Source organism: Vibrio sp. 378, assembly GCF_033339435.1.
Genome location: NZ_JAWOUO010000007.1, coordinates 322,145 through 347,900 on the forward strand (window position 1 = coordinate 322,145; position 25,756 = coordinate 347,900).

The following is a 25,756-nucleotide window of genomic DNA, read 5'->3' on the forward strand; positions in this document are numbered from 1 at the left end:
GTTTATCTTTCCATTCAAATATCTTTTATTGCTCCTCACAAAAGCTATAAAATGGTTTCTTTTCTTTTTGCTAAACAACTCCTATGACCGACGCTGATATTGAGCTACAACACCTTTGGTTAGAAGTCCAAGCCGAACGCTGGCAAAACCTGCCACGCTTTTTATTCAGTTACTACTGCTACAAGCACAACCTTATCAGTAAAACCAACAAAGTTTGCTGGGAGACGGCACGTGCAAACCTGCCCGCTTCAACGTCAATAAAAGAGCGAAAAAACGCGGTGGTTGAACCGTTAGTTTCTGAGGAAACCGTCGCTGGGTTATTGAAAGCCATCAGCAAAGATGGGGAAATGACATTCGACGTGATGGGAACCACACTTGATACGTTTTTGCATTATGTTGTGATTAGCAAGGAAGAAAAAGCGCGACTTAAATCAAACATGCCAGCTAGTTGGTATCAGCGATCAAACAAGTCGCCTTTGGCACGTTTCGAGCAAGCTGGCATTAAGCTACCAGAGTGATATGTCAGTCATCGCTGACGACAAACACAAAAGAAAAGCGCCTACAATGAGGCGCATTTGATCAAAAATTGAGGTGCCCCTAAACAAAAGTGCAAAGTGACCAACAAAGCAAAAGTTTGGTTATTCTTGAATGCCTCGAATGCGTACATTACGTCTACGTAAAACTTCTAATGTCACGAGCAAACACACCGACATAAAAATCAACAACGTAGCGACCGCCAATATGGTCGGACTAATTTGCTCTCGAATTCCTGACCACATCTGCCTCGGAACGGTTTTTTGTTCTGCCCCAGTCAGGAATAACGCCACCACAACCTCGTCGAACGAAGTGCCAAAAGCAAACAAGCCGCCAGAAATCATCCCCGGACGAATCAGCGGAAAGGTAATGTGTCTGAAAGTATAAACAGGGTTTGCTCCTAAGCTAGCCGCCGCTTTTACCAAGCTATGGTCAAAGCCGCTTAACGTCGCAGTAACGGTAATGACGACAAAAGGCGTACCTAAAGCAGCGTGTGCCAAAATGACGCCTAGATAAGTTTGTGACAAGCCAAGGCGCGTGTAGAAAAAGTACATCGCAGCAGCAGAGATAATGACTGGTACGATCATGGGTGAGATCAACAGCGCCATAATCGTATTGCGAAAAGGCAAATTACTACTGGCTAAACCCAACGCCGCCAGAGTTCCCAGCCCTGTTGCAACGAGTGTCGCCATAAAAGCAATGAACGTGCTATTTTTCAGCGCCAACAGCCACTGATCACTAGTAAACATTTCTTGATACCAGCGAGTAGAATACGCTTCCGAATCAAGGTTTAACATCCCCTCGGTAAAAGTAAAGTAAGGCGTTGCATTAAACGATAACGGGATGATGGTCAGAATTGGAGCGATTAAAAAGAACAGCACCAACCCACAAAAAGCTAAGTAACCTGCGTAAGCAACTCGCTCTACTTTTGATGCATAGTTTGGTAATGCCATGGTTATCCTCCTACCTTAAGGTTATTAATACCAACCACACGGTTGAATATATAAAACAGAACCAGTACAACGAACAAAAGCAGTCCACCCAATGCGCCAGCCATCCCCCAGTTCAGTGATGTCTGCATATGATAGGCAATCATATTGGAGATCATCTGTCCGCTTCTTCCACCAACCAAAGCGGGCGTAATGTAGAAGCCAATAGAAAGAATGAAAGTAAGCAAGGCCCCCGCACCTATCCCCGGTAACGTAAGCGGCATATAAACTTTGATGAACGCAATGAAAGGCGTCGCGCCTAGAGAACGAGCGGCACGGAAATAAGTTGGGCTAATTCCTTTCATTACGCTATACAGAGGCAGGATCATAAAAGGCAACAGAATGTGCACCATAGACACCACCGTTCCGAAGGTATTGTGAATCATCTGAATTCGCTCAGAAGTAAAACCCGACCAAATAAGGAGATCATTAATGACCCCTTGGTTTTGCAGCAGAACAATCCAAGACGTGGTTCTGACTAACAATGATGTCCAAAATGGCAGCAGCACAATAATTAAAAGTAAGTTCGCGCGCTTATCAGGTAAATTGGCAAGCAGGTAAGCAACGGGGTACGCCATCACCAAACAAATTAAGGTGATTGAAATAGACATCCAAAAAGTTTTAAAGAAAAGGTCGACGTATATTTGGCGTTTTTCTGGTTGGGGCTCAATGTCTCCAAACTCATTCACTTGCAAATCTAGCGCTGCAAGATAGTGACTGAATGTTAATGCGCCACTAAGATTCTTAAACGCCGCCCAATATTTAGGATTAGTCCATCGCTTATCCAGCTTAGCCAACTGTGTCACCGAGCTCGGCAGCGACGTCAAACGAGACAACTTTCTGCCGGTTTTCATGAGTAAACTACGCATACCAGACTCTTCAATATTCATCCGGTTGGCTATTTTCGGCAGCTCTTTGCTTTGATAAAGCGCAAGTACTTCAACAGAGAATGCCTCAATGACTTCTTGATGAGGCTGACCTTGATAATCCCAACTTTCTAAGGCTTGAATAGTTTGTGGTAGTGACAGGGATATTTCTCGGTTATCCACGCTTCTAAAAAGCATGTCGAGGATAGGAAAAGCAAACGTAAGCAGAATAAAACACACCAATGGCGTTGTGAGCATAATGGAGCGAAGCTTTTTTCGGCGCTCGGCCTTTTGCAACTGCGCTTTCAAATTGGTTTCTTGCTCATGAACTTGGCGTTCGATTTCCAATACAGAATCTAATGCGGTTAGCTCTCGACTCATGCTGCTACCTCGCTACTTTGAGTTTGTGTCCCATCAAGAGCATGGCAATCGTCACTTTGCCAACCAATACGACAAATTGAGCCAGGCGTTAACTGCAAGTGTTTACGATTATCGTTAGGTACTTTAACGATGAAGTGACCAACGCTCTCTACTTCGATGACCAGACGATAATGATCACCGTGATAAATCAATTCTCGTAGGACGCCCGAGACTTGGTTCTCACAAGACGCTTTCTCTGGTTGAATAACAATCTTTTCTGGTCGAATGGAAAGTGTTGTTCTCTGCCCTTGCTCAGAGACTCTGACAGGTTTCGCAGTAAATAACTCTTTCCCAACGAGCACTTGGCAATACTTTCCGTCCCACTCTTTGACTAAACCTGAGAGTTGGTTGTTTTCTCCGATAAACTGCGCAACAAACGTATTACTCGGAGATTCATAAAGCTCGGTTGGTGTCGCGAGTTGTTGCACTTCGCCGTGATTAAAAACCGCAATACGGTCGGACATAGTGAGAGCTTCGTCTTGATCGTGCGTCACATACAAAATGGTAATGCCAAGCTTTTCATGCAAATGTTTAATTTCCATCTGCATTTGCTCACGCAGCTGCTTATCTAACGCGCCTAGTGGTTCATCCATCAACACGAGTTTAGGCTCAAACACTAATGCTCGCGCTAACGCAACACGCTGTTGTTGACCACCTGATAACTGCTTCGGGTATCGAGTCGCAACATGCTCAAGCTCGACCATTTCTAATACACTCTGAACTTTGCTTTGAATCGTGTCACTGTCGAGTTTTCGCACCTTTAAAGGAAACGCAAGATTCTCAGCAATGGTCATATGTGGAAACAACGCATAGTTTTGAAACACCATACCAATATCGCGCTTGTGCGGCGCGAGATGATTAACAGGAACGCCATCAATATAAATGTCTCCACCGGTCGCAGTTTCAAAGCCTGCTAGCATCATCAAGCAAGTGGTCTTGCCCGATCCTGACGGCCCCAACATAGTAACAAACTCTCCAGGAGCAATATCTAAGTTGAAGTCTTTCACCACCAAATTCGTGCCATCGTAGGTTTTCTTAACGTGTTGAAAGCTGACATAGTCCTTGTTTTCCGTGCTCATGACTTCCCTCTTCTCATTTTTTGAATATTACGAATAAGTAGAGCGTCAGTTAACGCTCTACTAAACAGCACAATTACAGATTGTATTTGGATAGGTCTAAGCGGGTTTCTAACGCATGTTCAACCATTTGAATGACTTGTTGACGCTCTTCACCTTGTAAAAGTTGGCGTGGCGCACGAACTTGTTCAGATCCACGTCCGCAGACTTGCTCGGCCAATTTAATGCACTGAACCAGCGTAGGAATGGTGTCTAAACGCAGTAGCGGTAAGAACCAACGGTAGATTTCTAACGCTTCAGCATAACGACCTTGGCTTGCCAGTTTATAAATCGCGACGGATTCTTCTGGGAATGCGTTGGTTAAACCAGAAATCCAGCCGGTCGCACCTAGCATCAATGATTCAAGAGCGATGTCATCAACACCGCTGAACACGGTAAAGCGGTCATCAAATTTATTGTAAAGCTCAGTGATACGACGAGTATCAGTGGTCGACTCTTTGATAGCTACAATGCTTTCAAACTCAGCCAGTTTCGCCATGATATCGAGGTTTACATCTACACCATAAGCAACCGGGTTGTTGTAAATCATGATTGGCATTTCTGGCGTTGCTTCTGCTAGCGTGCGGTAATATTCGAACGTTTCGCTCTCAGACGTGCGGTAAACCATGGCAGGCATCACCATACAACCATCGATACCAATTTTGTACGCATCCTGCATGTAATCAACAGCTGCTGTGGTAATAGACTCTGCTGTACCAGCAATCAAAGGCACACGGCCATTTACGACTTCTTTTGCCGCTTGCAAGACCTGGCGTTTCTCCTCCGGGTACAACGCACAGTTCTCACCGACAGTACCCAAGCAGATAATGCCATTCACACCATCTTTAATTTGGTTATCTATAACAGTTTGCGTTGCGTCTAAGTCGATTGACTGATCTTGACGAAATTGCGTACTGACCGCCGGATAAACACCTTTCCAATCAATTTTCATGAACTACTTTCCTTATATGTATATTGTATGCAATTTAAATGAACGAGCAAAAATGCTCAGGCATGGCTATCTATGCCATTTTCTAACAACACCGCCTTTACAGCGGCCAAATCAGCCAAAGCACTGCCAACTGATTTGTATAAAGTAATGACCTCATCGTTTTGACGTCCTGAGATTTGTTGGGCGCAAAGCTGCGGTAATTCCCCTTTAATATCGTCTGACGTGAACACGCCCTCTTGAATTGGAATGAGAAGATCGCCCGCTTCGGCTAATACATTAATACGGCTATCAACATACACCTGTGCTCGTTGCACTGCTTCGGAGTCGCATTCACGCTTATCCAAGTCATGATTACCGACCAAATCAATATGGGTGCCCGGCTGCACGTCTGCGCCATTAAACAAAGGCTCTGCTGATGCGGTAATACAGCTGATGATGTCAACGTGTTTGATAACGTGGTCCACATTTTCTACGACTGAAACACGGAACCGACGCTCATCAGGAAGCGACTGATACTCTGAAGATGACACAATGGCATCTACCGTCGCCTCGGCTTTGTCTGAGTTACGCCCCCAAATATAAACCTGCTTAAGTGGGCGAACCGCAGCGTATGCCCACGCAAAATAAGGCGCAAGATTGCCCGTTCCGCAGATCAACAAACGATCAGCATCGGGGCACGCTAAGTAGTCCGCTGCCAACGCAGAAGCTGCGGCGGTGCGCCAAAACGTTAAAACTTTACCGTCTACGAGTGCGAGCGGCTCACCATCATTTCGTCTAAAAACAAGCAGTTTAGATGCAAGCGTATCTTTGCCGTGCTCAGGGTTATGCGGGAAATACGTAAAGGCTTTCACCGCAATCAACTCCTGGTTCCAAGCTGGAAGTAGCGCAAACGCCTCGTATTCTCCCTCTTCTAAGGGCATAACTCGGCGTTGAGGTATTGTCGCTGGCCGCGAGTACATTTCACGCATCGTTTCAATAAGAGACTTCATTGTTAAACATTGCGCGACTTGCTGTGCTTCGATGACTTTCATCATTTCTCCGAAAACATAAATACAGTTGAGGAAAAGTACGGAACCTCGCTTATGGATGAAAACTCGGCCCCATACATAATTTAACGCCTAGTTAAGCAGCCAGGTGTTGAACTCTTCATTTAGTTCATCCGCGTAGTCTGACCACCATTCATCGTTAATCAGGAAGGCGGTTTGGAAGTTTTGAGGTGCGGTAGGAAGGTTCGCTAAAATGTCTGGGCTCACCTCCGCCGAAGACGATTTACGCGTAGGCCCGTAGGCAACGTACTTAGCTTGATCAGCTAATGGTTTTGTTCCTGAAGAAAAAGCGATGAAGTCCAATGCAAGCTTTGTGTTCTCACTCCCTTTAGGTATTGCCCATCCATTCATGTAACCCATTTGACGGTCCCATATAATCCGAAATGGTTGACCCTCATCTTTACGGGCATTGTGAATTCGGCCGTTAAACGCCGAGGCGATCACCACTTCTTTGTCAGCAAGCATTTGAGGTGGCTGGGCACCTGTTGTCCACCACAGCACTTCTGATTTGATCGTATCCAACTTAGCAAACGCACGCTCACGCCCGGCTTCGGTTTCGAGCAGGCTGTAGACCTCTTCTGGTTTTACACCATCAGCCAATAGTGCCCACTCAAGATTACCCTGAGGTTGTTTTTGCAATGCACGTCGACCTGGAAAAGTTTTTAGGTCAAAAAGATCGGTCAACTTGCTAGGCAAAACCTTACCTTTAAACGCGTCTTCGTTCACCGCTAATACTGTGGACACCACGATGGTATTGATTGCGCACTCGTGAATCGCACCATCAATGAAATCCTCTTGTGCTGGTGTTCCATCTGCGCCCGGAGGCAAAATACTTGGGCTCACTGGTTCTAATAGCCCTTCTGCACAACCACGAACAATGTCCGGCTTGTCGAGAGAAACCAAATCCCAGCGCACGTTGTTCGCTTCCACCTGCGCTTTAATTTCGGCTAATCCGCCACTGAAATCCTCGGATACGATCTCAACACCTGTTTTTTTAATGAAAGGCTTATGATATGCCTCCACTTGGCTCTTGGTGAATGCACCACCCCAAGATACGACCGTCAATTTGTCTTCAGCATAAGCAGAGGTCCCCAACAGCATTCCTGAAATCAACAGCGCCAATGGTGCTTTGGTCATTCGTGACATGTATTACTCCTTTTGGTTGTTTTTCTGGAGGCATCCGAGTACGGCTGTTGGATACCAGTTTTTGTTAAAATTACGTTAACATTAGCATTTAATATATTTTATACAATATTTAATATTAAATTTTTCAGGCAAATCGTTGTAATGAAAAAGGTGAAAGATCAATCGATGTCGGCTTTCCTTCGATAAGCTCTAAAAGGAGATCTGCCGTAATCGCCGCTTGAGTTAATCCAAGGTGTTGGTGGCCAAATGCCAGTAATACATTTCCATCCCAAATGCTATCAATAACCGGTAACGAGTCGACTGTTGAAGGCCGATTCCCCATCCACTTTTCTCCTTGCTTGAGTGGATTTAACCCCGATTCAAACATCTCATCACCTAACTGAAAAAGCATTTCTGAACGTTTCATATTGGGTGTTGATTCTACATCGGCATACTCAACAGTGCCTGCCAAGCGTAGCCCACCAGACATCGGAGTCATGATGAATTTTCTATCGGCAGAGCTAATAGGAAATGGCAGTACATCACGCTTGTCATCCACCATTAGGTGATAACCACGCTCGGCTTGAATAGGCACTTTGACTCCGGTTAGTTGCCGAATCAAAGGCTTAGAATGTACACCAGCGGCAACAATGATTCGGTCAAATGAATGTGTTTGAGACTCAACCAGCACATCGCCATTTTTCGCCAACGCAGATACACCTTTTTGTAAAACCTTACCGCCAAGCTCTTCAAAGGCTTCACTTAGCTCAACACAGAGCTGATAAGGGTCTAGCGTATGACCGGTTTCGGGAAAAAAGACTCCGATACGAACCTTATGGCTGAGATCAGGTATCCGCTCTCGAATCTCCTCTTGTGTCCAAACTTGATGCGTCACACCGTTTTTAGCCAGTGAGTTAAGCGTACTTTGATAATTCTGAAACAGTTTCTCGTTTTCAAAAGTGAGCAATGAACCATTCATTTTTATTAGATGCGCTTTTCCGATTGAATCAAGCACGCCACGCCAACTTGCCACTGACCGCTCGTTAAGACTCTTAATCGCGTTTTTTGCCCGCTCCGCGGCTGATGGCTTGGTTTGTAATAGAAAACGAATCATCCACCCGATTGTGTTTGGAATATCTTGCCAACGGATCGAAACCGGACTTTTGGGATCTAGCAGCATTTTAGGTAATTGTGGAAGCAGCGCTGGCGTTGCAAGAGGGAAGATTTGCTCAGTCGCGATATGGCCTGCATTTCCCTTAGAGCATCCATTCCCCACGCCATTGGGATCAAAAATCGTGACTTGATAACCTTGCTGCTGCAATTTCAAGCCAATTGATAAGCCAATAATCCCCGCACCTATCACAGCGATCCTTTCCTTTTTAGTTTCATCCTTGACCAACATAAATATGCTCCGAGTCACACTTGAAAACGTAGATTGTATACAATATATTTTACATTACGTTAACATCACTATTGTTTAATTCAACCATTTTTTCAGCAAGGAGCGAAAAATGAGACAAGGAACTTTTTTCTGTGTTGATGCCCACACCTGCGGCAACCCAGTTAGGCTGGTCGCAGGCGGTGTGCCTCCACTCGAAGGCAATACCATGAGCGAAAAGCGCCAATACTTTCTTGAGCATTATGATTGGATTCGTCAGGCACTCATGTTTGAGCCTCGCGGACACTCAATGATGTCGGGGTCAGTTGTCTTGCCTCCTTGCAGCGATAACGCAGACGCTTCAATTCTGTTTATTGAAACCAGTGGCTGCTTACCAATGTGTGGCCACGGCACCATTGGAACCGTCACTACCGCTATCGAGAATCGCCTTATCACTCCCAAAAAAGAAGGCCGTTTGATACTTGATGTCCCAGCAGGACAAATCGAAGTGCACTACCAAACAAAAGGTGACAAGGTCACGTCGGTGAAGATATTTAACGTACCAGCTTACCTTGCCCACCAAGACGTAACCGTGAACATAAAGGGCTTAGGTGAGCTCACTGTCGATGTTGCTTATGGCGGAAACTATTACGTAATCGTCGATCCTCAAGAAAACTACGCCGGACTTGAACACTACTCTCCAGATGAAATTTTGATGCTTTCTCCAAAAGTTCGCGAAGCGGTATCTCGAGCGGTTGAGTGCGTACATCCAGAAGATCCAACAGTGTGCGGTGTTTCTCACGTGCTATGGACCGGAGAGCCCACTCAAGAAAACGCTACCGCTCGAAATGCTGTGTTTTACGGCGACAAAGCGTTGGATCGCTCGCCATGTGGTACGGGAACAAGTGCGCGCATGGCGCAATGGCATGCAAGAGGCAAACTCAATCAAGGAGAAGACTTTGTTCACGAAAGTATCATCGGCAGCCTATTTCAAGGACGTATAGAAGGCATTACCGAAGTGAATGGCAAAGCGGCTATTTTGCCAAGCATTGAAGGATGGGCACAAGTATACGGTCACAACACGATATGGGTAGACGATGAAGACCCATATGCGTACGGATTTGAAGTGAAGTAATAAGGATAGTAAGGAAGAATGATGACCCCACAAGAACCAACCACTTTTTACGCAGTCAACGCCTTTACTGGTGAGCCTCTACCCACAGAGTTTCCGGTGCATGGGGAGCAAGAAGTTAATCAAGCAGCCTCAGCCGCCCAAAGCGTTGCGCGTGAGTTTCGCCAACTAAGCAATGCAAAGCGAGCGAGCTTACTTTGCTCTATCGCCTCTGAATTGGAAAAGAAGAGTGAAGAAATCGTTGCTCGTGCTCATTTAGAAACTGCCCTTCCCGAAGCACGTTTAAGCGGTGAAATAGGACGTACCGCGAGCCAATTAAGACTATTTGCCGAGGTTGTGAGCTCGGGTAATCACTATCAAGCAATCTTCGATACGCCAAACCCAGACCGCCAACCACTGCCAAAACCAGATATTCGTCGTCAGCAAATAGCAATTGGCCCTGTCGCCGTGTTTGGTGCGTCTAATTTTCCGCTCGCATTTTCTACTGCAGGAGGTGATACGGCTTCGGCACTGGCTGCTGGCTGCCCTGTGATTGTAAAAGGCCATACCGCCCACCCTGGCACCAGTCAACTTGTTGCAGAGTGTATTGAGGCTGCACTGGAGAAAGAGTGCTTACCGCAAGCCATCTTCACGCTATTGCAAGGCAACAAACGCGCACTTGGCCAAGCACTCGTTACCCATCCAAAAATTAAAGGGGTTGGGTTTACAGGCTCCGTCGGTGGTGGCCGTGCGCTGTTCAGTCTAGCTCAGCAAAGACCAGAGCCAATCCCCTTCTATGGTGAACTAGGGGCGATTAACCCAACATTTATTCTCCCTTCAGCCATACGAGCAAACGCCTCATTGGCTGAAGAGTTTGTGGCTTCTATGACTTTGGGCTGTGGACAATTTTGTACAAAACCAGGCGTTGTATTTGTCTTGAATAGCCCAGAAACGCAAGCCTTTATCGAAATCGCTCAAGGGTTAATTCGACAACAATCAACGGCCACTTTGCTAACGCAAGGAATCCGAGAAACGTATGAATCCGAAGTGGATAAGCGAGCTTCCGAAACAGGCATTAACGTCACTCGTTCTGAACAAGCAGAAACGACCAATGTCTCACCAGCACTGTTCGTGACGGACAGTAAAAACTGGCGTGAAAACCCGCAATGGGAGGAAGAAATATTTGGTCCTCAATCGTTAATCGTAATCTGTGAAGATTTCGATGACATGTTGAAACTGAGTGATTCACTGACTGGATCGCTCACCGCAACCCTTCACGCTACCGCTGAAGACGAAGAACAAGCCAAGCAACTGCTTCCAAGTTTGGAAGAAATCGCCGGACGCCTTGTATTCAACGGTTGGCCAACTGGCGTCGAGGTTGGTTACGCTATGGTTCATGGTGGACCATATCCGGCTTCAACCAATTCTGCCTCAACATCTGTCGGTGCGGAGGCTATTCATCGTTGGTTGCGTCCGGTCTCTTATCAAGCTTTGCCAGAATCTTTATTGCCGGATTCATTAAAAGCGTCGAACCCACTGGGTATCCAACGCGCCATAGATGGCAGTGTGTCCCAATAAGATCAACAAATGGCTCAAAAAGGCATCAACTGATGCCTTTTATTTCACTCTACTTCTCAAAACCTTCTTTCCTAGTTGGTTTGTGCCAGAAAAACAATAAACTACTAAAGTAAAATGGATTGGATACAATATTAATTTCACGGGAGACTTCAATGTCACAGAAACCTGTTTTTAAAACGCGCACTCAGCTCGTTGAGGAAGCAATTCGAACTCAGATCTTGAAGGGCGAGTTAAAAACTGGTCAACCTTTACGTCAAGATGCGTTAGCAAAAGAGTTTAATGTTAGCCGAATTCCTGTGCGTGAAGCGTTAGTTCAATTGGAAGCACAAGGACTCGTTAGCTTTGAACCTCACAAAGGTGCGACGGTCACTGAGCTATCTCCAGAGAAAATCAATGAGCTATTTGAACTGCGCGCTGTCGTGGAATGCCACATTTTAGAGCGCGCGATTCAAAATATGACAGACGCTGACCTTGAACGCGCGCGCGAAGTTCGCGAACGTTTCGAGTCAGTAGTGAACAGTGGCGACGAAGTAGAAGAATGGAGCAACTACAACTACGAGTTCCACAAAGCCCTATATGCGCCAGCCAACATGCCTGAAACTATGGACGTCATTTACAACCTGAACACAAAGTGTGACCGATACATACGTATGCAGCTATTGTTTACTACAGGCATTAAAAAGGCAGAAGAAGAGCACTTAAGCTTGTTTGAAATGTGCCAAAATCGCGATATCGAAGGCGCCAAGTATCTACTGAAAAAGCACATTCTAGAAGCGGGCACAGCGATTCGAAACCTGCTGCTTGAAAGGCAAAATATCAGCCAGTAAACGGAATAACGAATAAGGTGATATTCAAGGATGAATGTTGGACCAAAGTTTTTACTTGCAGCGCTACGACAAAAGATTAAAGAAGAAGGGCTTTGCTACAATTCCTTGTCAGAGAAAAGTGGCATCCCTTTATCTAGTATTAAACGCCACCTACATAATCCAGCTTTAGGTTTGGATAAAGTACTTATTTATCTGAACTACCTGAATACCGATCTCATCGAACTCGCAACCTTAGCCAACGAGCTTCAGCACCAAAACGAGCAAATGCTAACAGATGAAGAGAGCGCCCTTTTCGTTGAGCATCCTTATTTACTTGATTTTATTTATATGCTGACTTCTCGTGATATTAAACCGCAAGAGATAGCCCAAACTTACGGACTTTCTGATACAAGCTTACGATTCTATTTGCGTATCGCGGAAATTCTAGGGTATGTCGAAAACTTCGGAGACGGCTTGTTTTACCGTTCTGGTCGTCGATTTATTATGGAAGAAGGTACGGCATTAGACACCTTATTCAAAGAGCGATTTCAACAAGATTCGCTTTCTCATGATATCAACCCTGGCATATGTATAGGTCGCATTAGGCTCACCGAAGAGCAGAAAGTGCAAATAGAGGACGAGCTTTGTAATAAATTAGCGAAACTTAACGCAGTTAACACTTCCAACAATGAAGGTGAACTAACAAATATATTAATGCGCTGCACTCCCGGTGCTCAGATATTTTTCGCTGATGATTTACCTAACATTGACGGAAGCCTATTAAAGCACGTCGCTCAACTCACTAAATTAAGTTAAAGCATCAGACAAATAAATCAAACAAATCCCAGATAACATCATATACCCCTACCAAATTATTGATTCAAAGCGTTTCCTGAATCTAATTCTGATTTTTATTTAGCAAGCATCGCTTAGTCAACTAAGAACTTGTCTTAATTTCACACTTATTAATTGTCTTGTTAGATCTTTTGAAATAGACAGAAAACTTAAGTAATGACTAATTTAGCTTAAGGATAAAAGACAACTTTTTTACGTTATTTACCTCACACTATTTAACTATAAATTTGCAGACGAACAAATTAAATTAATACATTCACCTAGCTAATAAAAACAAAAGCAAAACACATAATTATAATTCTATTATTTATAAGGACATAGAAAAGTGAAATTTAAGTATTCTTTAGCAACGGCAGTCACTCTCGCATTATTACAAGGCTGTGGCGGTGGCGGCGGTGATGGTTCATCACCTACTCCGTCCACTAGCAGTGCAAACGGTCCAACATGGAAAGCCGGTGATTTTAGCCAACCGTCGAAAACGTTTATCAACCAATGTGAAACGCCCCGCGTCGGACTGGACCCATATGACAACTATGCCGCCTATCCAGATAAATTGGGCTCTGCATTACACGAAAAACTCTTTTTAAGAGCTTTTACTAACGAAACGTATCTATGGTATGACGAGGTTCCTGATAATAATCCAGCAAACTACAAAACTGTTACTGATTACTTCAATACGCTGGTCACCTCTGCTACTACCGCGACGGGTAAACCAAAAGATCGCTTCCATTTTACCGTCCCTTATGAAGATGATATGAAATCATCGCAATCCGGTTTAGTTGCTGGATTTGGTTTTAACTGGGCATTCCTACGTGGCGTACAACCTCGAGACGTTCGTATTTCCTACACTGAAGAAGCCTCGCCAGCTGATAGAAGCGGCATTGCTCGTGGTGATAAGCTTCTGAAAATCAATAATATTGATGTGGTTAACACCGGTAGTCAGTCCGACATTGATTTTATTAACAAAACGCTCTTTAACCCTGACATCAATCAAGATTACACCTTCACATTTGAGAGTGTTGACGGTCTAGAGAAAACCGTGACGCTTACCGCCTCTGATGTCATGACCTCTCCAGTTAAAAATGCCAAAGTGATTACACACAATGGTATGCGGATCGGCTATCTGCAATACAACTCCTTTGAACCAAGCGCTCAAGCCCCGCTTATTGAGGCGTTCAGTATGCTCTCAGCAGAGAATGTTGACGAGATCGTCGTTGATTTACGTTACAACGGCGGTGGCTTAGTCCTTCAGTCCTCGCAAGTAGGCTACATGCTAAGCGGTGCTGGTCAGAACCGAGTCTTCAGTGAGTTGATTCATAATGACAAAGTGATGCGTACCATTAAAGATGGGGATAACATCTATCGCTTTACGAATCTAGCAATAGACTGGGCAGCACAGAAATATTCGGATCAAGTGCTTCCGACACTGAACAAAAAGCGCGTATATGTGCTGACTTCAGGAGGCACGGCTTCCTCAAGTGAACTGTTAATCAACGCTTTGCGCGGCATTGATGTGGAGGTTATCCAAATAGGTTCAACAACCACAGGTAAACCGTATGGGTTCTCACCAGAACAAAACTGCGGCACTATGTACTACACTATTCAGTTCAAGTCGGCGAACGAGAAAAAATTTGGCGACTTCGCTGATGGTTTTATTCCTACTCCAAAGAGCCAAATCAATACCGAGCTAGGCTTAAACAATAGAGTGGAAGGTTGCTGGGTCAATGACGACCTAACAAAACCATTGGGCGATCCGTCTGAAGGTATGCTTTCTGCGGCACTAAACTACATGGAAACTGGAACCTGTCCGCCAGTATCCCCTTCAAGTTTCAACGCCATGCCGCGTAACATTTCATCTCCGGAGTTAAGCGATCTTCGCTCTCCGCTACGAACAGAGGCAATTCATGTTGAGATCAACTAACTTTTTACGAATGCTGATTCGGGTTGCGCTTTTCTTAGGCACTTCGATTTCTTTGATAGGATGCCAAGCTATGTCACAAGAACCCGTTGAAGCATTGAGTAAAAAGAACTCTCCGGAAACAGTCATAGAGATTCAAAACGCGATCGCAGAAATCCAAGGGACACCAGCACCTAGAGTCGCAAATAACGTATTTGAATCCTCACCGCATTTGTTGATTGAAAAAGGACGAGTAAAAGGGAACAACAATCAACTGTTGGATGGCAGCTATACGGATCTTCCAGACCAATATACGTTGCAGATAAGAGGTGAAACCTGTGGCTTGTACTATGCCAAAACAGATACTTTTGTCTCTCTCAGTTCACTAGATTGTGAGCCCATCATTAAGTTTTAGATCTCCCAAAATAGAAGCCCGCTGATATCAGCGGGCTTCCTACTTTATTGTTCAGTGTGAAACGGTCAACGTTACTTTAGTTCAATCCATGCTTTGCGCTGTTGCTTATCCATGTATGACCAAGCTACAAAGCGGCTCACTTTCTGCCCTTGACTCATTTCAACCACACGAATGGCTTTCACACCCAATTTTTCAAGCTGCTTGCGCATCGGGCGAACGTTGTCTTTTTTGGATATAAGTGTTGTAAACCACAAGACCTGTGCGGCAAAAGCTTGGCTTTCATTCGCCATTTTTCGGATAAACGCCGCTTCTCCGCCTTCACACCACAATTCAGCGTTTTGACCGCCAAAATTCAACGCAGGCTTACTTGTCTTTACTGGTGCGGTTTGAGGTTTTAGCCCTTTCTTGCGCTGGTTTGCTTTTAGATTATCGATTTTACGCTGGCTGCCCATAGCGGCATCTTCCGCCGAACGGTGGAATGGCGGATTACATGTCGTCACATCATAACGATCATTCGGTTGAATGATACCTCGATAAATATTGGCATCATTGTATTGCTGTACCAGTGCAATTTTTCCCTTCAAAACACGATTGTGCTCTACGATCGTTTGAGCCGATTGGATGGATTTTGGATCGACATCGCTGCCCGTATAGTGCCAACCGTATTTTGTTACACCAACAATCGGATAAATACAGTTTGCTCCCACGCCAATGTCCAACGCTTTCACTTTTTGGTGCGCGTACTGACCTTTTACTTCACCATCAAGAAGTTCTGCCACTCGGTGAATGTAATCAGCGCGGCCCGGAATCGGTGGGCAAAGGTAGGTGTCGGGAATGCCCCAGAACTCGATACCATAATACGCAGCAAGCAATGCTTTATTGAGAATTTTAACAGCGTTAGGATCAGAGAAGTTTATGGAGTCTTCCCCTTTCGGATTTTTGATAACGAATGGCTTTAACTGTGGTTCACTTTCCACGAGTTTTTTAAAATCGTAACGACCTCGATGAACATTACGCTCATGCAAACCATTCTTCGCTATTTTTATGAACTCGACTTCGCTCTTTCCTGCAGGCTGCGAGGATTTGCGCGCAACTTTGTCTTTAACACGCTTCGGCTTGGCTTTATTCGCGTCTTTATTCTGAGCCGCCTTTGAAGTCTTTGGCTTTGCTTGCTTCGCGTTGTGATTATTGTTCTTCATTCAAATTCGCTTTTAAATCGAGGTAAATCATAAACAAACGAGCATCAAATTCGAGTTGGTGATACTCAGGCTCCATATAGCAACATAGCTGATAGAACGCCTTGTCGTGGTTTTTCTCACGAGTATGCGCCAACTCATGTACCACCAGCATTCTTAATAGTGGCTCGGGCGCATCCTTAAATACATTGGCAATGCGAATCTCGTTTTTCGACTTCAGCTTACCGCCATGGTTTCTACTGATTACACTGTGCAAACCAAGCGCGTTGTTTACCGCGTGAATTTTCTTATCGTAGACGACTTTACTGATTGGCGCGGCTTTCTTCATGTAGCGGTTTTTGATTGCCATGGCGTACTCATAGAGCGCCCTTTCGCTTTTGATTTGGTGCCTGTCGGGATAACGCTTCTCGAACCAAGGAACAAACTTGCCACTCGCTATCAATGAGCTCACCTGCTCTACGATGTTTTGTGGGTAGCCTTGAATGTATCGAAGTGACGGATGCATAGAATTAACGTCTGTTATGACAAAATAAAGGCGCTCAATATACCTGAGATAAAGGACAGTTTCACCTTAGCTTTCGCCTTTCATTTATTGTGAAAGGCCGTTAAACTTCGCCTCCCAATGATAATGGAGAGAAACTCAATGAAACGTGTCGTCCTTTACGTCAAAGACAAATGCCCTCACTGCAAAGATGCTCAACGTTATCTGGATTCGAAAAATATTAACTATCGTTTGTGCAATGCTAAGATGCAACGCGGTCGCAAAGAACTTGATGCGCTTGGTGCTCGTTCAGTGCCAGTTTTAAAAATTGGTGATCGGGTAATGATTGGCTGGAACCCAAAGAACTTCGAGAAGATGTACAAAGGCGACTAGTGCTCGGACGATGAATCTGCGCTGCGTTTAAACGTAGCGCTTGATAAAGTCGATAAACGTTCGATCTGCTATTGATAAATACCCCTGCTTGCGCCAAGCAAGTGCCAGATCCAGCGTCACTGGTGGTTCAAACGGTAAGCCAACAACGCCCGACTCATGTTGAGTCACCAATTCCAGTAACGCGGTAATCGCAAACTCTTGTTTTACAATACTCAAAATCAAAGGCAGTAAGTTGGTCTCGAATGATGACTTCATGGTAAACCCATGCTCCTCACTCACCTGATCCAAAAATTCGCGGTGAAAATAGCCATGCTGAAACATAACCAAATCGTGTTCAAAGAACTCATCAAAAGTAAGAGCGTGTCGCTGGGCTAACTCATGCTCAGGTGAAACAACGGCGACCATTTGGCTAGTAAATAAATGGTCAGTTTCTAGGTCATCAGGCACATTATCACAACTGATCACACCGATATCGAGTTGACCATTGAGCAGCATACGACGAATCGATTGAGTCCCAGCTTCGACCAAGGTCAATTTTAACTCCGGGAACTGGCTTTTAAACGCCATCACAATTCGTGGAAAGAAATAACTGCCCATCATTGATGGCGTTCCGAGTCGTACTTCTCCTTTCGCTAAGCCTTTCAACTCATCAATCGCGAGCTGCGCGTCGTGCAACTGTTGAATCACCCGCTTGGCATGTATAAGTAGCGTTTCGCCCTCTTTCGTTAAGCTGATTTTTTTATCATCACGGCGAAATAGGGTAACGCCCAAAGACTGCTCAAACTTTTTGATAGAAATGCTTAATGCGGGCTGGGCAATATGCAGGGCTTTCGCCGCATGGGTAATGTTTCCATGTTCAGCGACCGCCAGAAAATGTTTAAGTTGTTTCGATTCCATTAGATCAAAAATATATGGTGTCCATATTTTTAATATATTTTTTTAATTTACAACGAACTGATAGATTGATCACAGTCTCTCCATTTGCTCACATTAGGCAGGATTCATGGTCAGTTTTGGCACACCGGAATACAAACGCATTACGCTCTCGCTAGCGCTTGGTTCCTTCTTGGTTTTTTCAAATTTATACCTACTACAGCCAATGCTGCCCACTTTTGCCCAAATTTTCACGATCTCAGAAACGCAAGTGAACTGGTTATTTGCGGCCTCGACACTCGCTCTCTCTTTTAGCCTCGTTCCAATGGCTGTGTTGTCAGAATCAGTGGGAAGAAAGCCAGTCATGATGGCTGGTCTGTTTTCAATTCCTACCCTTTCCGCTTTGATGCTGTTTGGTGACTCATTTCTGTTTTTGGTGGTATGTCGAGCACTGATCGGTGTCGCGCTCGCCGCTTTTGCTGCGGTCGCCGTGGCTTACATGGCAGAAGAACTCGACAAGCACGCCTTCTCGATGGCAATTGGAACGTACATTGCGGCTAACTCATTAGGCGGCATTGCAGGGCGTATTAGCGGTGGCTTATTGGCGGACAATTTCAGTGTTGATGTCGCCATTGAAGTTATGATGGTGCTCACTCTTCTTGGTGTCATTGGCGTTCACTATTTATTGCCAACACAGCGCAACTTCACCCCGTCATCAAGCAGCTTGCGCCATCAAAATCGTGCGCTTATTGGTCATTTTAAAAACCAACGCGTGTGGTTCGCGATGCTGATAGGAGGACTCAACTTTGCTTTGTTCGTCAACCTTTACTCCGTCATGGGTTTCCGTCTGGTGAGTGAACCTCACAATGTGCCCGTCGGGTTGGCCTCACTGATCTTTATTTGTTACTTGGGAGGGACTTTCTCCTCTCGTTGCGCAGGCCACTGGAGTAAACGTTATTCATCAATCCTCGGTATGTTCTTAGGCGCGATAGTGAGCATGGCGGGGATGTGGATTGCGGCGGTTGAAAGCTTGACTGCAATGCTATTTGGGTTGTTGCTGATAAGTTTTGGTGCCTTCTTTACTCATACCCTCGCCTACGGTTGGGTCGGTCAGAACGCCACTCGCGCCAAAGCCACCGCGACAGCGCTCTACTTAGTACACTACTACGTAGGCGGTAGCTTAGGAGGATTCTTACTTCTTTATTGTTGGCAGCATGGTGGTTGGTCGAGTGTTCTTATGGGGGGAAGCGCCGTCTACCTAGCGATGTTTGCTGCGATTGCGTATTTGAAACACATTGCCGAAAGAAAGCATACTGACCAAACACCTGACGCTGCGAGTTTAAAGAGTAGCTAAGGTACGCTCATTTGCGTAATACCTCTCTGGTTACTTGGATAACCAACTCTGCTATGCTTGCGCTACTTTAATAAAAACCAGAAAGTCGTATGTCAACGCGTTCAACACAAAACACAGATATCGAAGCGATCACTCAACAGGTCGATCAATGGCTCAACGATGTAGTAATCGGTCTCAACCTTTGTCCGTTTGCTGCCAAGCCGCAACGTAATAAACAAATCAAAATCTTTGTTAGTGAAGCGACTCAAGAAGAAACGCTTCTTGAAGATATTTTATTGCAACTGATTGAGCTGAGTAACACAGAGCCCGAACAACTTGAGACCACGTTGGTTGTGGTTCCCAACATGCTACAAGATTTCTGGGACTACAACTTTTGCATAGATTGGGTTGAAGGATTAATTAAGCAGCAAAACTGGGAAGGTATTTTCCAAGTAGCGACTTTCCATCCTGATTACTGTTTTGGCGGCGCAAGGCCTGAAGACGACGAAAACCTGACCAATCGTTCTCCTTACCCGATCTTCCATTTGATTCGCGAAGAGAGTATGGAAAAGGTACTAAAACACTATCCTGATCCTGAATCCATTCCCGATACAAACATCGCTCGTGTTTCCTCCCTTTCAGAGGAAGAACGTAAAAAGCTGTTCCCTTACCTATTTCGTTAAGCACCACCATTCCCAAAGGCAGATTTATCACCAGTTAGATGCAATGCCCTTGGGGTTCAAAGTGCGGTTTGGTATCATTGCCGCTTCAATCGATTCAATGGAAATTAGAATGCAACTGTCAAAGCTAACCCAAGAGATTTTTGATCACTTATACCGTGATATCACCGAGTTCCGTAGTACGTTCGACTTACCAGTCGCAGACGCTGCAAGCCTTGATACGCAAGCAGACACACTACACACCTCTTTGGCGATCGAAGAGCTAACAGAGCTAGCAGAAGCAGATTGTAAAACTGAGCAAGCAGATGCCATCGTAGACAGCGTGTATGTATTAATGGGCCGTCTCGTTCATCTTGGCCACAGCAAAGTAGAAGACAACCTGGCGATCAGCTACTTAATTGATCTTCTATTAAACGTTGCGGTAAACCGTGGTATCGAATTTATTCCTTGCTGGGATGAAGTACATTCAAGCAACATGAGCAAAGTATGCCGTAACGAGCAAGAGTACTCAGAAACAGAAGCATTCTACGCAGAACAAGGCATCAAGTTGATGGCGGTGCAGAAAGGTGAATACATCATCGCGAAATGCGCCGAAGATTTCGTATCGGAAGGTAAAACCATTCGTAAAGGCAAAGTACTCAAATCTGTTTACTACCGCCCTGCAGATCTAAAACCGTTAACTCAATAAGCGTTGAGTTTGGCTATCTCGATTAAAAAAAAACGACCTCAAGTAGGTCGTTTTTTATTGTCCCTAAACATTAATCAAAGATTAAATAAGGTTGCTCATCTACGATGACCTTTTTGACTTGAGTATTGAACACTTCCCCGAGAGCTTCTTCCGTTAGCACAGTATCGGCACTTCCTGATGAGTGCAGCACACCGTTGTTAAGCAGCAATACTTTATCTGCGTGCTTTAATGTGCGATTGAGATCGTGATTAGCAACCAATACTCCAATTCCCTGCGCCGCCATAGCGTTAATCAATTGATAGAGCAGACCCTCTTGCGCAATATCTAACGGTGCTGCTGGCTCATCCAAAATTAAAAACTGCGAAAAAGGATTAATGGTACGCCACACCTGCAAACATACACCTGCTAATCGGACACGCTGCCACTCACCACCGGATAATGTTTGAATACTGCGATGAAGCTTATCTTGCAGTTGTACCAGCTCCACCACCATATTGACGGCATCACGCACTTTGATATCCGCAATCTCAGCACCACTTGGCAGAGATAAAGCGAGATACTGAAACACATCAACATTAAACGCTGGGCGCGATTGCTGACACAAATAACCTCGAACATGAGCTTGCTCTGACAACGGTAAAGTAAGCAAGTTTTTGTTGCCAACGTACACTTCACCACTCATACCGTCTCGGTGACTTAACGTACCAGAAATCGCAGCCAATAAAGTACTCTTACCGGAACCATTAGGCCCAACGATATGTACGATTTCGCCAGCTTTGCATTCAAAAGAAAGAGGCAATAATCGACTACCAACCGACATATGTTTAACGTGCATCATGACTCTTCACCAGCATCCAGATGAAAATAGGTGCGCCAATCGATGTTGTCATGACACCTAAAGGTAACTCTGCGGAGTCCAATAACAGTCTTGCGCCGATGTCAGCAAATACAAGCAACGCAGCACCAGATATTGCAGAAAGTGGCAATAAATAACGGTTTTCCGTACCAAAAGCCAAACGCAACAAGTGCGGCACCACCAAACCAACAAAACTGATGATGCCACCCAAAGCGACTGAGCTACCCACCAAAACAGAAATGGCGAGGATCAATTTCCAACGCATTTGATGCACATCGACACCCAATTGGGTCGCATGAATCTCACCCAGCATCAATTTATCAAGCGACTTGCCTTTACAACATAACCAGATAAGCACCGGTAACATCACCAAAGTAACGGTATGTTGATACCAACTTGCACCGCCAATACTGCCCATTAACCAATACATCAGTTGGCGTAAACTGAGATCATCACTAAAGTAAAATGCCCACGTCACAATCGCGCTCGATAAAATACCCAATGCGACCCCAACCAAAAGCAATCGAGCCGTCGTCAGGTGCATTGCCCTTGCTATCGCCACCAAAACAAACGTGAATACCATCGAGCCAGCAATCGCTGCCAACATAAAAACAATCGGGGTAGGAAGAACAGGTGACGCGAACATGATTAAGACCATTGCTAAGCTTGCGCCACCAGAGATACCAAGCACGCCAGGTTCAGCCAACACGTTCCCAAGCAACACTTGTAACGTCGCGCCAGATACCGCTAACGCAGCACCAATAATTGCCGCAGACACTAACCTCGGTAAACGCAAGTCCACCAATAACTTCTGTTCAAATGCAGATAAGGATTGAAAAGGAGAAAGGAAAATTTCTCCGACCATCAAGTGAATGGCAGAGAGTACAGCGAGGACGATCGACATAACCATCAGGTTACGTTGCCAGCGTCGTTCCTTGTTCAGGATAAGTTGTTGAAAATCCATAGCGGCCGATAAAAACAAACGAGGCTTAACCTTACAGTTAAGCCTCGGTAAATTGCAATTAACTTCTCAAAGCAATGTTGGATTAATCGTAAACCAACTCACCCTCTTCAAAACGGGTTTTCACTTCACAAACCATAAGAGCTGCACGTTGACCTATTGCGACGTGGCGGTTCGGGAAGACAATCGCTTCGTTTTCATTCTTCGCCATTAATGGTTTGTCGCCATCATGACCAAACACTTCGCCGTGAACAAATGAGGTGAAGTTTTCAACATTGTCGTCGAACATAAAGTCAAAGTCTTCGTTCAAACGAACGATTGTGCGACTTACGCGATACTTAATGCATGGTTTTGGTAGGTGTTCTGGCTTCGTTTCCGCAATCAAATTACGTAAAGACAAATCAAACGCGGTCAGTTTATCGAGGTCATTTTCACCAATACGAGCCACGCGTCCAAGCTCCATCGTGAGAGCCTGCGCACCAAAGTTCTCGGCACTGTACCAGCTAAACGTGCTCGATGGTGAGTTTGACAGGAGCACAGCTTCAATGTGTGCACTGTCCAAGAAATCGATCAATGCCTTGCTGCGCACAGGATGACGAGTCTTAGGACTTACTGCAAACGTATAGTGCTTCGAGCCTCTAATCGCGCAGTGTAAATCAAGGTGCCAGCGTGTTGTCGGGTCGGTATCCTGATAAAAATCTCGAACAAGCAGCTTAAGTGTATCGGCGATAACAAGCTCTTTTGTCTGTTTGTGTTCTTTTTCGTCAAACAGACGGTTGAGGTTTTCTTCGAGGAATCGCGTGTGCGCCAGAGTGGACTCTGGGTGAGCGATAATGAACAGACAACGGGTATCGACCGTCTGGAACCCAGATTCTATGTCTTGAATAATGGAATCCACCAGCTCCATCGGTGCGGTTTCATCTCCGTGAACCCCACAAGAGATGATGATGTTCTTCGTATCCTGAGTATAATTCGCAGGGATTACTTCTAATACACCACGCTGATAGAGTTTAAGTTTTACACCGCTAGAAAGCACCTGCTCCGCTGGTGCAACATCAATATGAACATCTAACGTGTCAGTTAAAAACGATTGGCGAAAGAGAGACTTCGTCATGCGTTACTCCTTAATAGCACGGCGGATATGTTAATAAATTGTACAAAGGATTTTTGTTGCTGCGATCTCACTTATGAGTAGAAATCACTATTTCCCTCGAAAATCCGATGCCTTTTCGCGCCAGGCACTCAAATCAAGCATTGAGGCGTTTAATTTTCAAACAATTACAAAGTGTTAGGGCTGTGAACTTTACCACAGCCCTGATTAAGATCATTATGATTTGATCAAATTTTTGTAGCTATAAAGCAGATTACGCATCAACACTGCGAAAAACTTAGCCGCGCTGTGCGAGCAAACGCTCAAACTCATCGACTTTTTCACGCACTAGCTCAACACTCTGCTGCCAAAACGTTGGCTGGGTTAAATCCATCGACAGATGCTTTTCGACGACATCTTCCGCCATCATGCAGCCTGTATCGCGCAGCAAATTGATGTAATCGGTGTAAAACGCTTCGCCTTTGGTTTCTCGCTGTGCATAGATACCCTTGCTAAACAAGAAACCAAATAGGTATGGGTAGTTATAAAAGCTCACGCTATCAATAGAAAAGTGCAGCTTGCTTGCCCAGAAGTACGGATCCGGTTCGCTCATTACGTCGCCATACCATTCTTTCCAAGTTTCTGACATCAACTCACAGAATTCATCTGCGGTTAACTCTCCATCCTGGCGGCGTTCATAAAACGATTTTTCAAACTCGTAGCGAACCGGAATGTTGATCATTAAAGCTAGCGCAGATGACAACTCTTCCCACAACATCTCGAGCTTTTCATCAACGCTCTCAGCTTTCGAAATCAAATGATCACGAACGATGTTTTCTGCAAAGATAGAGGCGCTTTCTGCTAACGTCATTGGGTAGTAAGTTTGGCAAAGTGGCAAATCACGAATAACCCAGTTATGGAACGCATGGCCAAGTTCATGTGCCAGAGTCATAAGGTCTGACCGGCTGCCACTCCAAGTCATAAACACAAGTGGTGTTCGCGTTGCTGGCAGTTTGGTGCAGTATGCGCCAAGACGCTTGTTAGCATTTGGCGCGGCATCAATCCAACCATTTTGTACCATCAAACGGACAAACTCCGACATCTCAGGGTTTACTGTTTCAAATGCTTCACAAATAACATCAATCGCTTCATCAAAGTCGTAAACCTTCACTTCACCGCTCAAAGCAGGCATAGCCGCCAGATGATTCCAAGGTTTCATCTCATCCAGACCATGTACTTGCGCCATCAATAAACCCGCTTTCTGACCAATAGCTCGACTGTCTTTGGCTACGGTCATCATCGCATTTAAAGTTTCAGCTTGGATTCGGCTACCATGCAAACTCGGCTCTAGGAAGTGAACTTCACGCTTCGTAGAACGCTTTTTGTTTTCAGTTAAGCGCCATCCTGCTAACGCATTCAAAATCGCAGCGAATGATTCTTGGTGCGTTTGCATTGCATCTTGTACGCCTCGCCACGCGGCTTCTTGACGCTCGAATTCAGAACCATAAAGAATGCTTGCCGCTTGAGAAAACCCAAGCTCTTCACTATTACCATCTGTGTACTCAAGCTTCACTTTCAATGAGCCAGTCAGGTTATCGTATAGGTTACCCCAAGCCGATTTGCCATCCACACTCATCGCAGCCAGTAACTGTTCTTCTGCGTTGCTAAGACGAGTATCCGCCAACTTTCTAGAATTCAAGATAGAAAAAGCTTGCCCACTGATATCAGGATTCTCATGGTCTAACACGCGCAAGATAAACTCTTCGTCGGCATGCGTTAGTGTCAAATCAAAGGGACTGAACGCTTGGGAAAGCTCCGAAAAGATGCGGGTCATTTTACCAAGTAACGATTTCGCTTCGGCGTTTGTTGCATCAACAGAAGCATAACAACTCGCAAAATTTGCAACTGTACCCGCTAAACGACTCGCGGCTTCATTGGTCAAAATCGCATTTTGCATGATCTCTACGTTGCCACAATCTGCTGATTGTTTATTCAAAAGATCAATACATTGTTCCACAAGAGCAATATCGTCTTGAATTCGTGGGTCAGAAAGGTCGTTATAAACGATGGACAAATCCCAACTCGGCGTTGTCATTTCTATATTTCCTTTTTATGTAA

The 25,756-nt window shown here is 45.0% G+C and carries 25 protein-coding genes; 11 read left to right on the forward strand and 14 right to left on the reverse strand.

Going from position 1 to position 25,756, the window contains the following annotated elements:
• The first annotated feature begins 83 nt into the window (after positions 1-83).
• Positions 84-518, forward strand: a complete 435-nt coding sequence (locus R7Q48_RS15430) for a hypothetical protein (RefSeq protein ID WP_017633960.1) — start codon at positions 84-86, stop codon at positions 516-518.
• A gap of 120 nt (positions 519-638) precedes the next feature.
• Here the strand turns inward: R7Q48_RS15430 and R7Q48_RS15435 are convergent, their stop codons facing one another.
• From R7Q48_RS15435 to R7Q48_RS15465, 7 genes are all read right to left on the reverse strand, one after another.
• Positions 639-1,487 (reverse strand): ABC transporter permease, encoded by an 849-nt coding sequence (locus R7Q48_RS15435; RefSeq protein WP_025766753.1) that lies wholly within the window; start codon positions 1,485-1,487, stop codon positions 639-641.
• Between the two features lie 2 nt (positions 1,488-1,489).
• Positions 1,490-2,770, reverse strand: coding sequence for an ABC transporter permease (locus R7Q48_RS15440; RefSeq protein WP_154204651.1), 1,281 nt, complete (start codon positions 2,768-2,770; stop codon positions 1,490-1,492).
• Entirely contained in the window at positions 2,767-3,888 is a 1,122-nt protein-coding gene (locus R7Q48_RS15445; protein WP_213963920.1) for an ABC transporter ATP-binding protein, read from the reverse strand. The genes R7Q48_RS15440 and R7Q48_RS15445 overlap by 4 nt, the downstream gene beginning before the upstream one ends.
• Positions 3,889-3,961: 73 nt before the next feature.
• On the reverse strand, positions 3,962-4,876 hold the full coding sequence (locus R7Q48_RS15450) for a dihydrodipicolinate synthase family protein (protein ID WP_005377851.1): 915 nt from the start codon (positions 4,874-4,876) through the stop codon (positions 3,962-3,964).
• A gap of 56 nt (positions 4,877-4,932) precedes the next feature.
• Positions 4,933-5,907 carry an ornithine cyclodeaminase family protein gene (locus R7Q48_RS15455; protein WP_318132370.1) on the reverse strand — a complete coding sequence of 325 codons (975 nt, stop codon included), beginning with the start codon at positions 5,905-5,907 and terminating at the stop codon, positions 4,933-4,935.
• An 87-nt stretch (positions 5,908-5,994) separates the two neighbouring features.
• Entirely contained in the window at positions 5,995-7,068 is a 1,074-nt protein-coding gene (locus tag R7Q48_RS15460) for a polyamine ABC transporter substrate-binding protein (protein ID WP_262638490.1), read from the reverse strand.
• 124 nt (positions 7,069-7,192) lie between these two features.
• The gene (locus R7Q48_RS15465; RefSeq protein ID WP_318132368.1) at positions 7,193-8,449 is read right to left on the reverse strand and encodes an FAD-dependent oxidoreductase; all 1,257 of its coding nucleotides are present in this window, start codon (positions 8,447-8,449) and stop codon (positions 7,193-7,195) included.
• Between the two features lie 109 nt (positions 8,450-8,558).
• Here R7Q48_RS15465 and R7Q48_RS15470 point away from each other — a divergent pair, with 109 nt between their 5' ends.
• The 6 genes from R7Q48_RS15470 to R7Q48_RS15495 all read left to right on the forward strand — a co-directional run bounded on the left by R7Q48_RS15470 (position 8,559) and on the right by R7Q48_RS15495 (position 15,087).
• Complete coding sequence (locus R7Q48_RS15470; RefSeq protein WP_213963923.1) at positions 8,559-9,560, forward strand: 4-hydroxyproline epimerase; 1,002 nt, start codon at positions 8,559-8,561, stop codon at positions 9,558-9,560.
• 21 nt (positions 9,561-9,581) lie between these two features.
• Positions 9,582-11,114 carry an aldehyde dehydrogenase (NADP(+)) gene (locus R7Q48_RS15475; RefSeq protein ID WP_318132371.1) on the forward strand — a complete coding sequence of 511 codons (1,533 nt, stop codon included), beginning with the start codon at positions 9,582-9,584 and terminating at the stop codon, positions 11,112-11,114.
• Positions 11,115-11,266: 152 nt separating this feature from the next.
• Complete coding sequence (locus tag R7Q48_RS15480; protein WP_005377862.1) at positions 11,267-11,941, forward strand: GntR family transcriptional regulator; 675 nt, start codon at positions 11,267-11,269, stop codon at positions 11,939-11,941.
• A gap of 30 nt (positions 11,942-11,971) precedes the next feature.
• Positions 11,972-12,736 (forward strand): transcriptional regulator, encoded by a 765-nt coding sequence (locus R7Q48_RS15485; protein WP_213880136.1) that lies wholly within the window; start codon positions 11,972-11,974, stop codon positions 12,734-12,736.
• A 364-nt stretch (positions 12,737-13,100) separates the two neighbouring features.
• Positions 13,101-14,696, forward strand: coding sequence for a S41 family peptidase (locus tag R7Q48_RS15490; RefSeq protein WP_115385900.1), 1,596 nt, complete (start codon positions 13,101-13,103; stop codon positions 14,694-14,696).
• A 70-nt stretch (positions 14,697-14,766) separates the two neighbouring features.
• Positions 14,767-15,087, forward strand: a complete 321-nt coding sequence (locus R7Q48_RS15495) for a hypothetical protein (RefSeq protein ID WP_137281910.1) — start codon at positions 14,767-14,769, stop codon at positions 15,085-15,087.
• Between the two features lie 71 nt (positions 15,088-15,158).
• Here R7Q48_RS15495 and rlmF read toward each other — a convergent pair whose 3' ends face one another.
• Entirely contained in the window at positions 15,159-16,286 is a 1,128-nt protein-coding gene (gene rlmF, locus R7Q48_RS15500; protein ID WP_115385898.1) for a 23S rRNA (adenine(1618)-N(6))-methyltransferase RlmF, read from the reverse strand.
• Positions 16,273-16,788, reverse strand: a complete 516-nt coding sequence (locus tag R7Q48_RS15505) for a M48 family metallopeptidase (RefSeq protein WP_005377870.1) — start codon at positions 16,786-16,788, stop codon at positions 16,273-16,275. The genes rlmF and R7Q48_RS15505 overlap by 14 nt, the downstream gene beginning before the upstream one ends.
• 138 nt (positions 16,789-16,926) lie before the next feature.
• Here R7Q48_RS15505 and R7Q48_RS15510 point away from each other — a divergent pair, with 138 nt between their 5' ends.
• Positions 16,927-17,157, forward strand: a complete 231-nt coding sequence (locus tag R7Q48_RS15510) for a glutaredoxin family protein (protein WP_005377871.1) — start codon at positions 16,927-16,929, stop codon at positions 17,155-17,157.
• Positions 17,158-17,184: 27 nt separating this feature from the next.
• Here the strand turns inward: R7Q48_RS15510 and R7Q48_RS15515 are convergent, their stop codons facing one another.
• Positions 17,185-18,054 (reverse strand): LysR family transcriptional regulator, encoded by an 870-nt coding sequence (locus R7Q48_RS15515; RefSeq protein WP_017820887.1) that lies wholly within the window; start codon positions 18,052-18,054, stop codon positions 17,185-17,187.
• A 106-nt stretch (positions 18,055-18,160) separates the two neighbouring features.
• On the opposite strand from R7Q48_RS15515, the gene R7Q48_RS15520 reads away from it, so the two are divergent.
• The 3 genes from R7Q48_RS15520 (at position 18,161) to R7Q48_RS15530 (ending at position 20,731) form a co-directional block, all read left to right on the forward strand.
• Positions 18,161-19,384 (forward strand): MFS transporter, encoded by a 1,224-nt coding sequence (locus R7Q48_RS15520; RefSeq protein ID WP_256902869.1) that lies wholly within the window; start codon positions 18,161-18,163, stop codon positions 19,382-19,384.
• Positions 19,385-19,473: 89 nt separating this feature from the next.
• Complete coding sequence (locus tag R7Q48_RS15525) at positions 19,474-20,046, forward strand: DUF1415 domain-containing protein (protein ID WP_115385896.1); 573 nt, start codon at positions 19,474-19,476, stop codon at positions 20,044-20,046.
• Between the two features lie 109 nt (positions 20,047-20,155).
• The gene (locus tag R7Q48_RS15530; RefSeq protein WP_005377875.1) at positions 20,156-20,731 is read left to right on the forward strand and encodes a nucleoside triphosphate pyrophosphohydrolase family protein; all 576 of its coding nucleotides are present in this window, start codon (positions 20,156-20,158) and stop codon (positions 20,729-20,731) included.
• A gap of 70 nt (positions 20,732-20,801) precedes the next feature.
• Here R7Q48_RS15530 and btuD read toward each other — a convergent pair whose 3' ends face one another.
• The 4 genes from btuD to R7Q48_RS15550 all read right to left on the reverse strand — a co-directional run bounded on the left by btuD (position 20,802) and on the right by R7Q48_RS15550 (position 25,733).
• Positions 20,802-21,569: a vitamin B12 ABC transporter ATP-binding protein BtuD gene (gene btuD / locus R7Q48_RS15535; protein ID WP_017820884.1), complete on the reverse strand. Its 768-nt coding sequence runs from the start codon at positions 21,567-21,569 to the stop codon at positions 20,802-20,804.
• On the reverse strand, positions 21,556-22,551 hold the full coding sequence (btuC, locus tag R7Q48_RS15540; protein WP_042521936.1) for a vitamin B12 ABC transporter permease BtuC: 996 nt from the start codon (positions 22,549-22,551) through the stop codon (positions 21,556-21,558). Before btuC ends, btuD begins: the two co-directional genes overlap by 14 nt.
• Before the next feature lie 82 nt (positions 22,552-22,633).
• The gene (locus R7Q48_RS15545) at positions 22,634-23,662 is read right to left on the reverse strand and encodes a succinylglutamate desuccinylase (RefSeq protein WP_017820882.1); all 1,029 of its coding nucleotides are present in this window, start codon (positions 23,660-23,662) and stop codon (positions 22,634-22,636) included.
• A gap of 274 nt (positions 23,663-23,936) precedes the next feature.
• Positions 23,937-25,733 carry a M3 family oligoendopeptidase gene (locus R7Q48_RS15550; protein WP_318132369.1) on the reverse strand — a complete coding sequence of 599 codons (1,797 nt, stop codon included), beginning with the start codon at positions 25,731-25,733 and terminating at the stop codon, positions 23,937-23,939.
• Between the last annotated feature and the right edge of the window lie 23 nt (positions 25,734-25,756).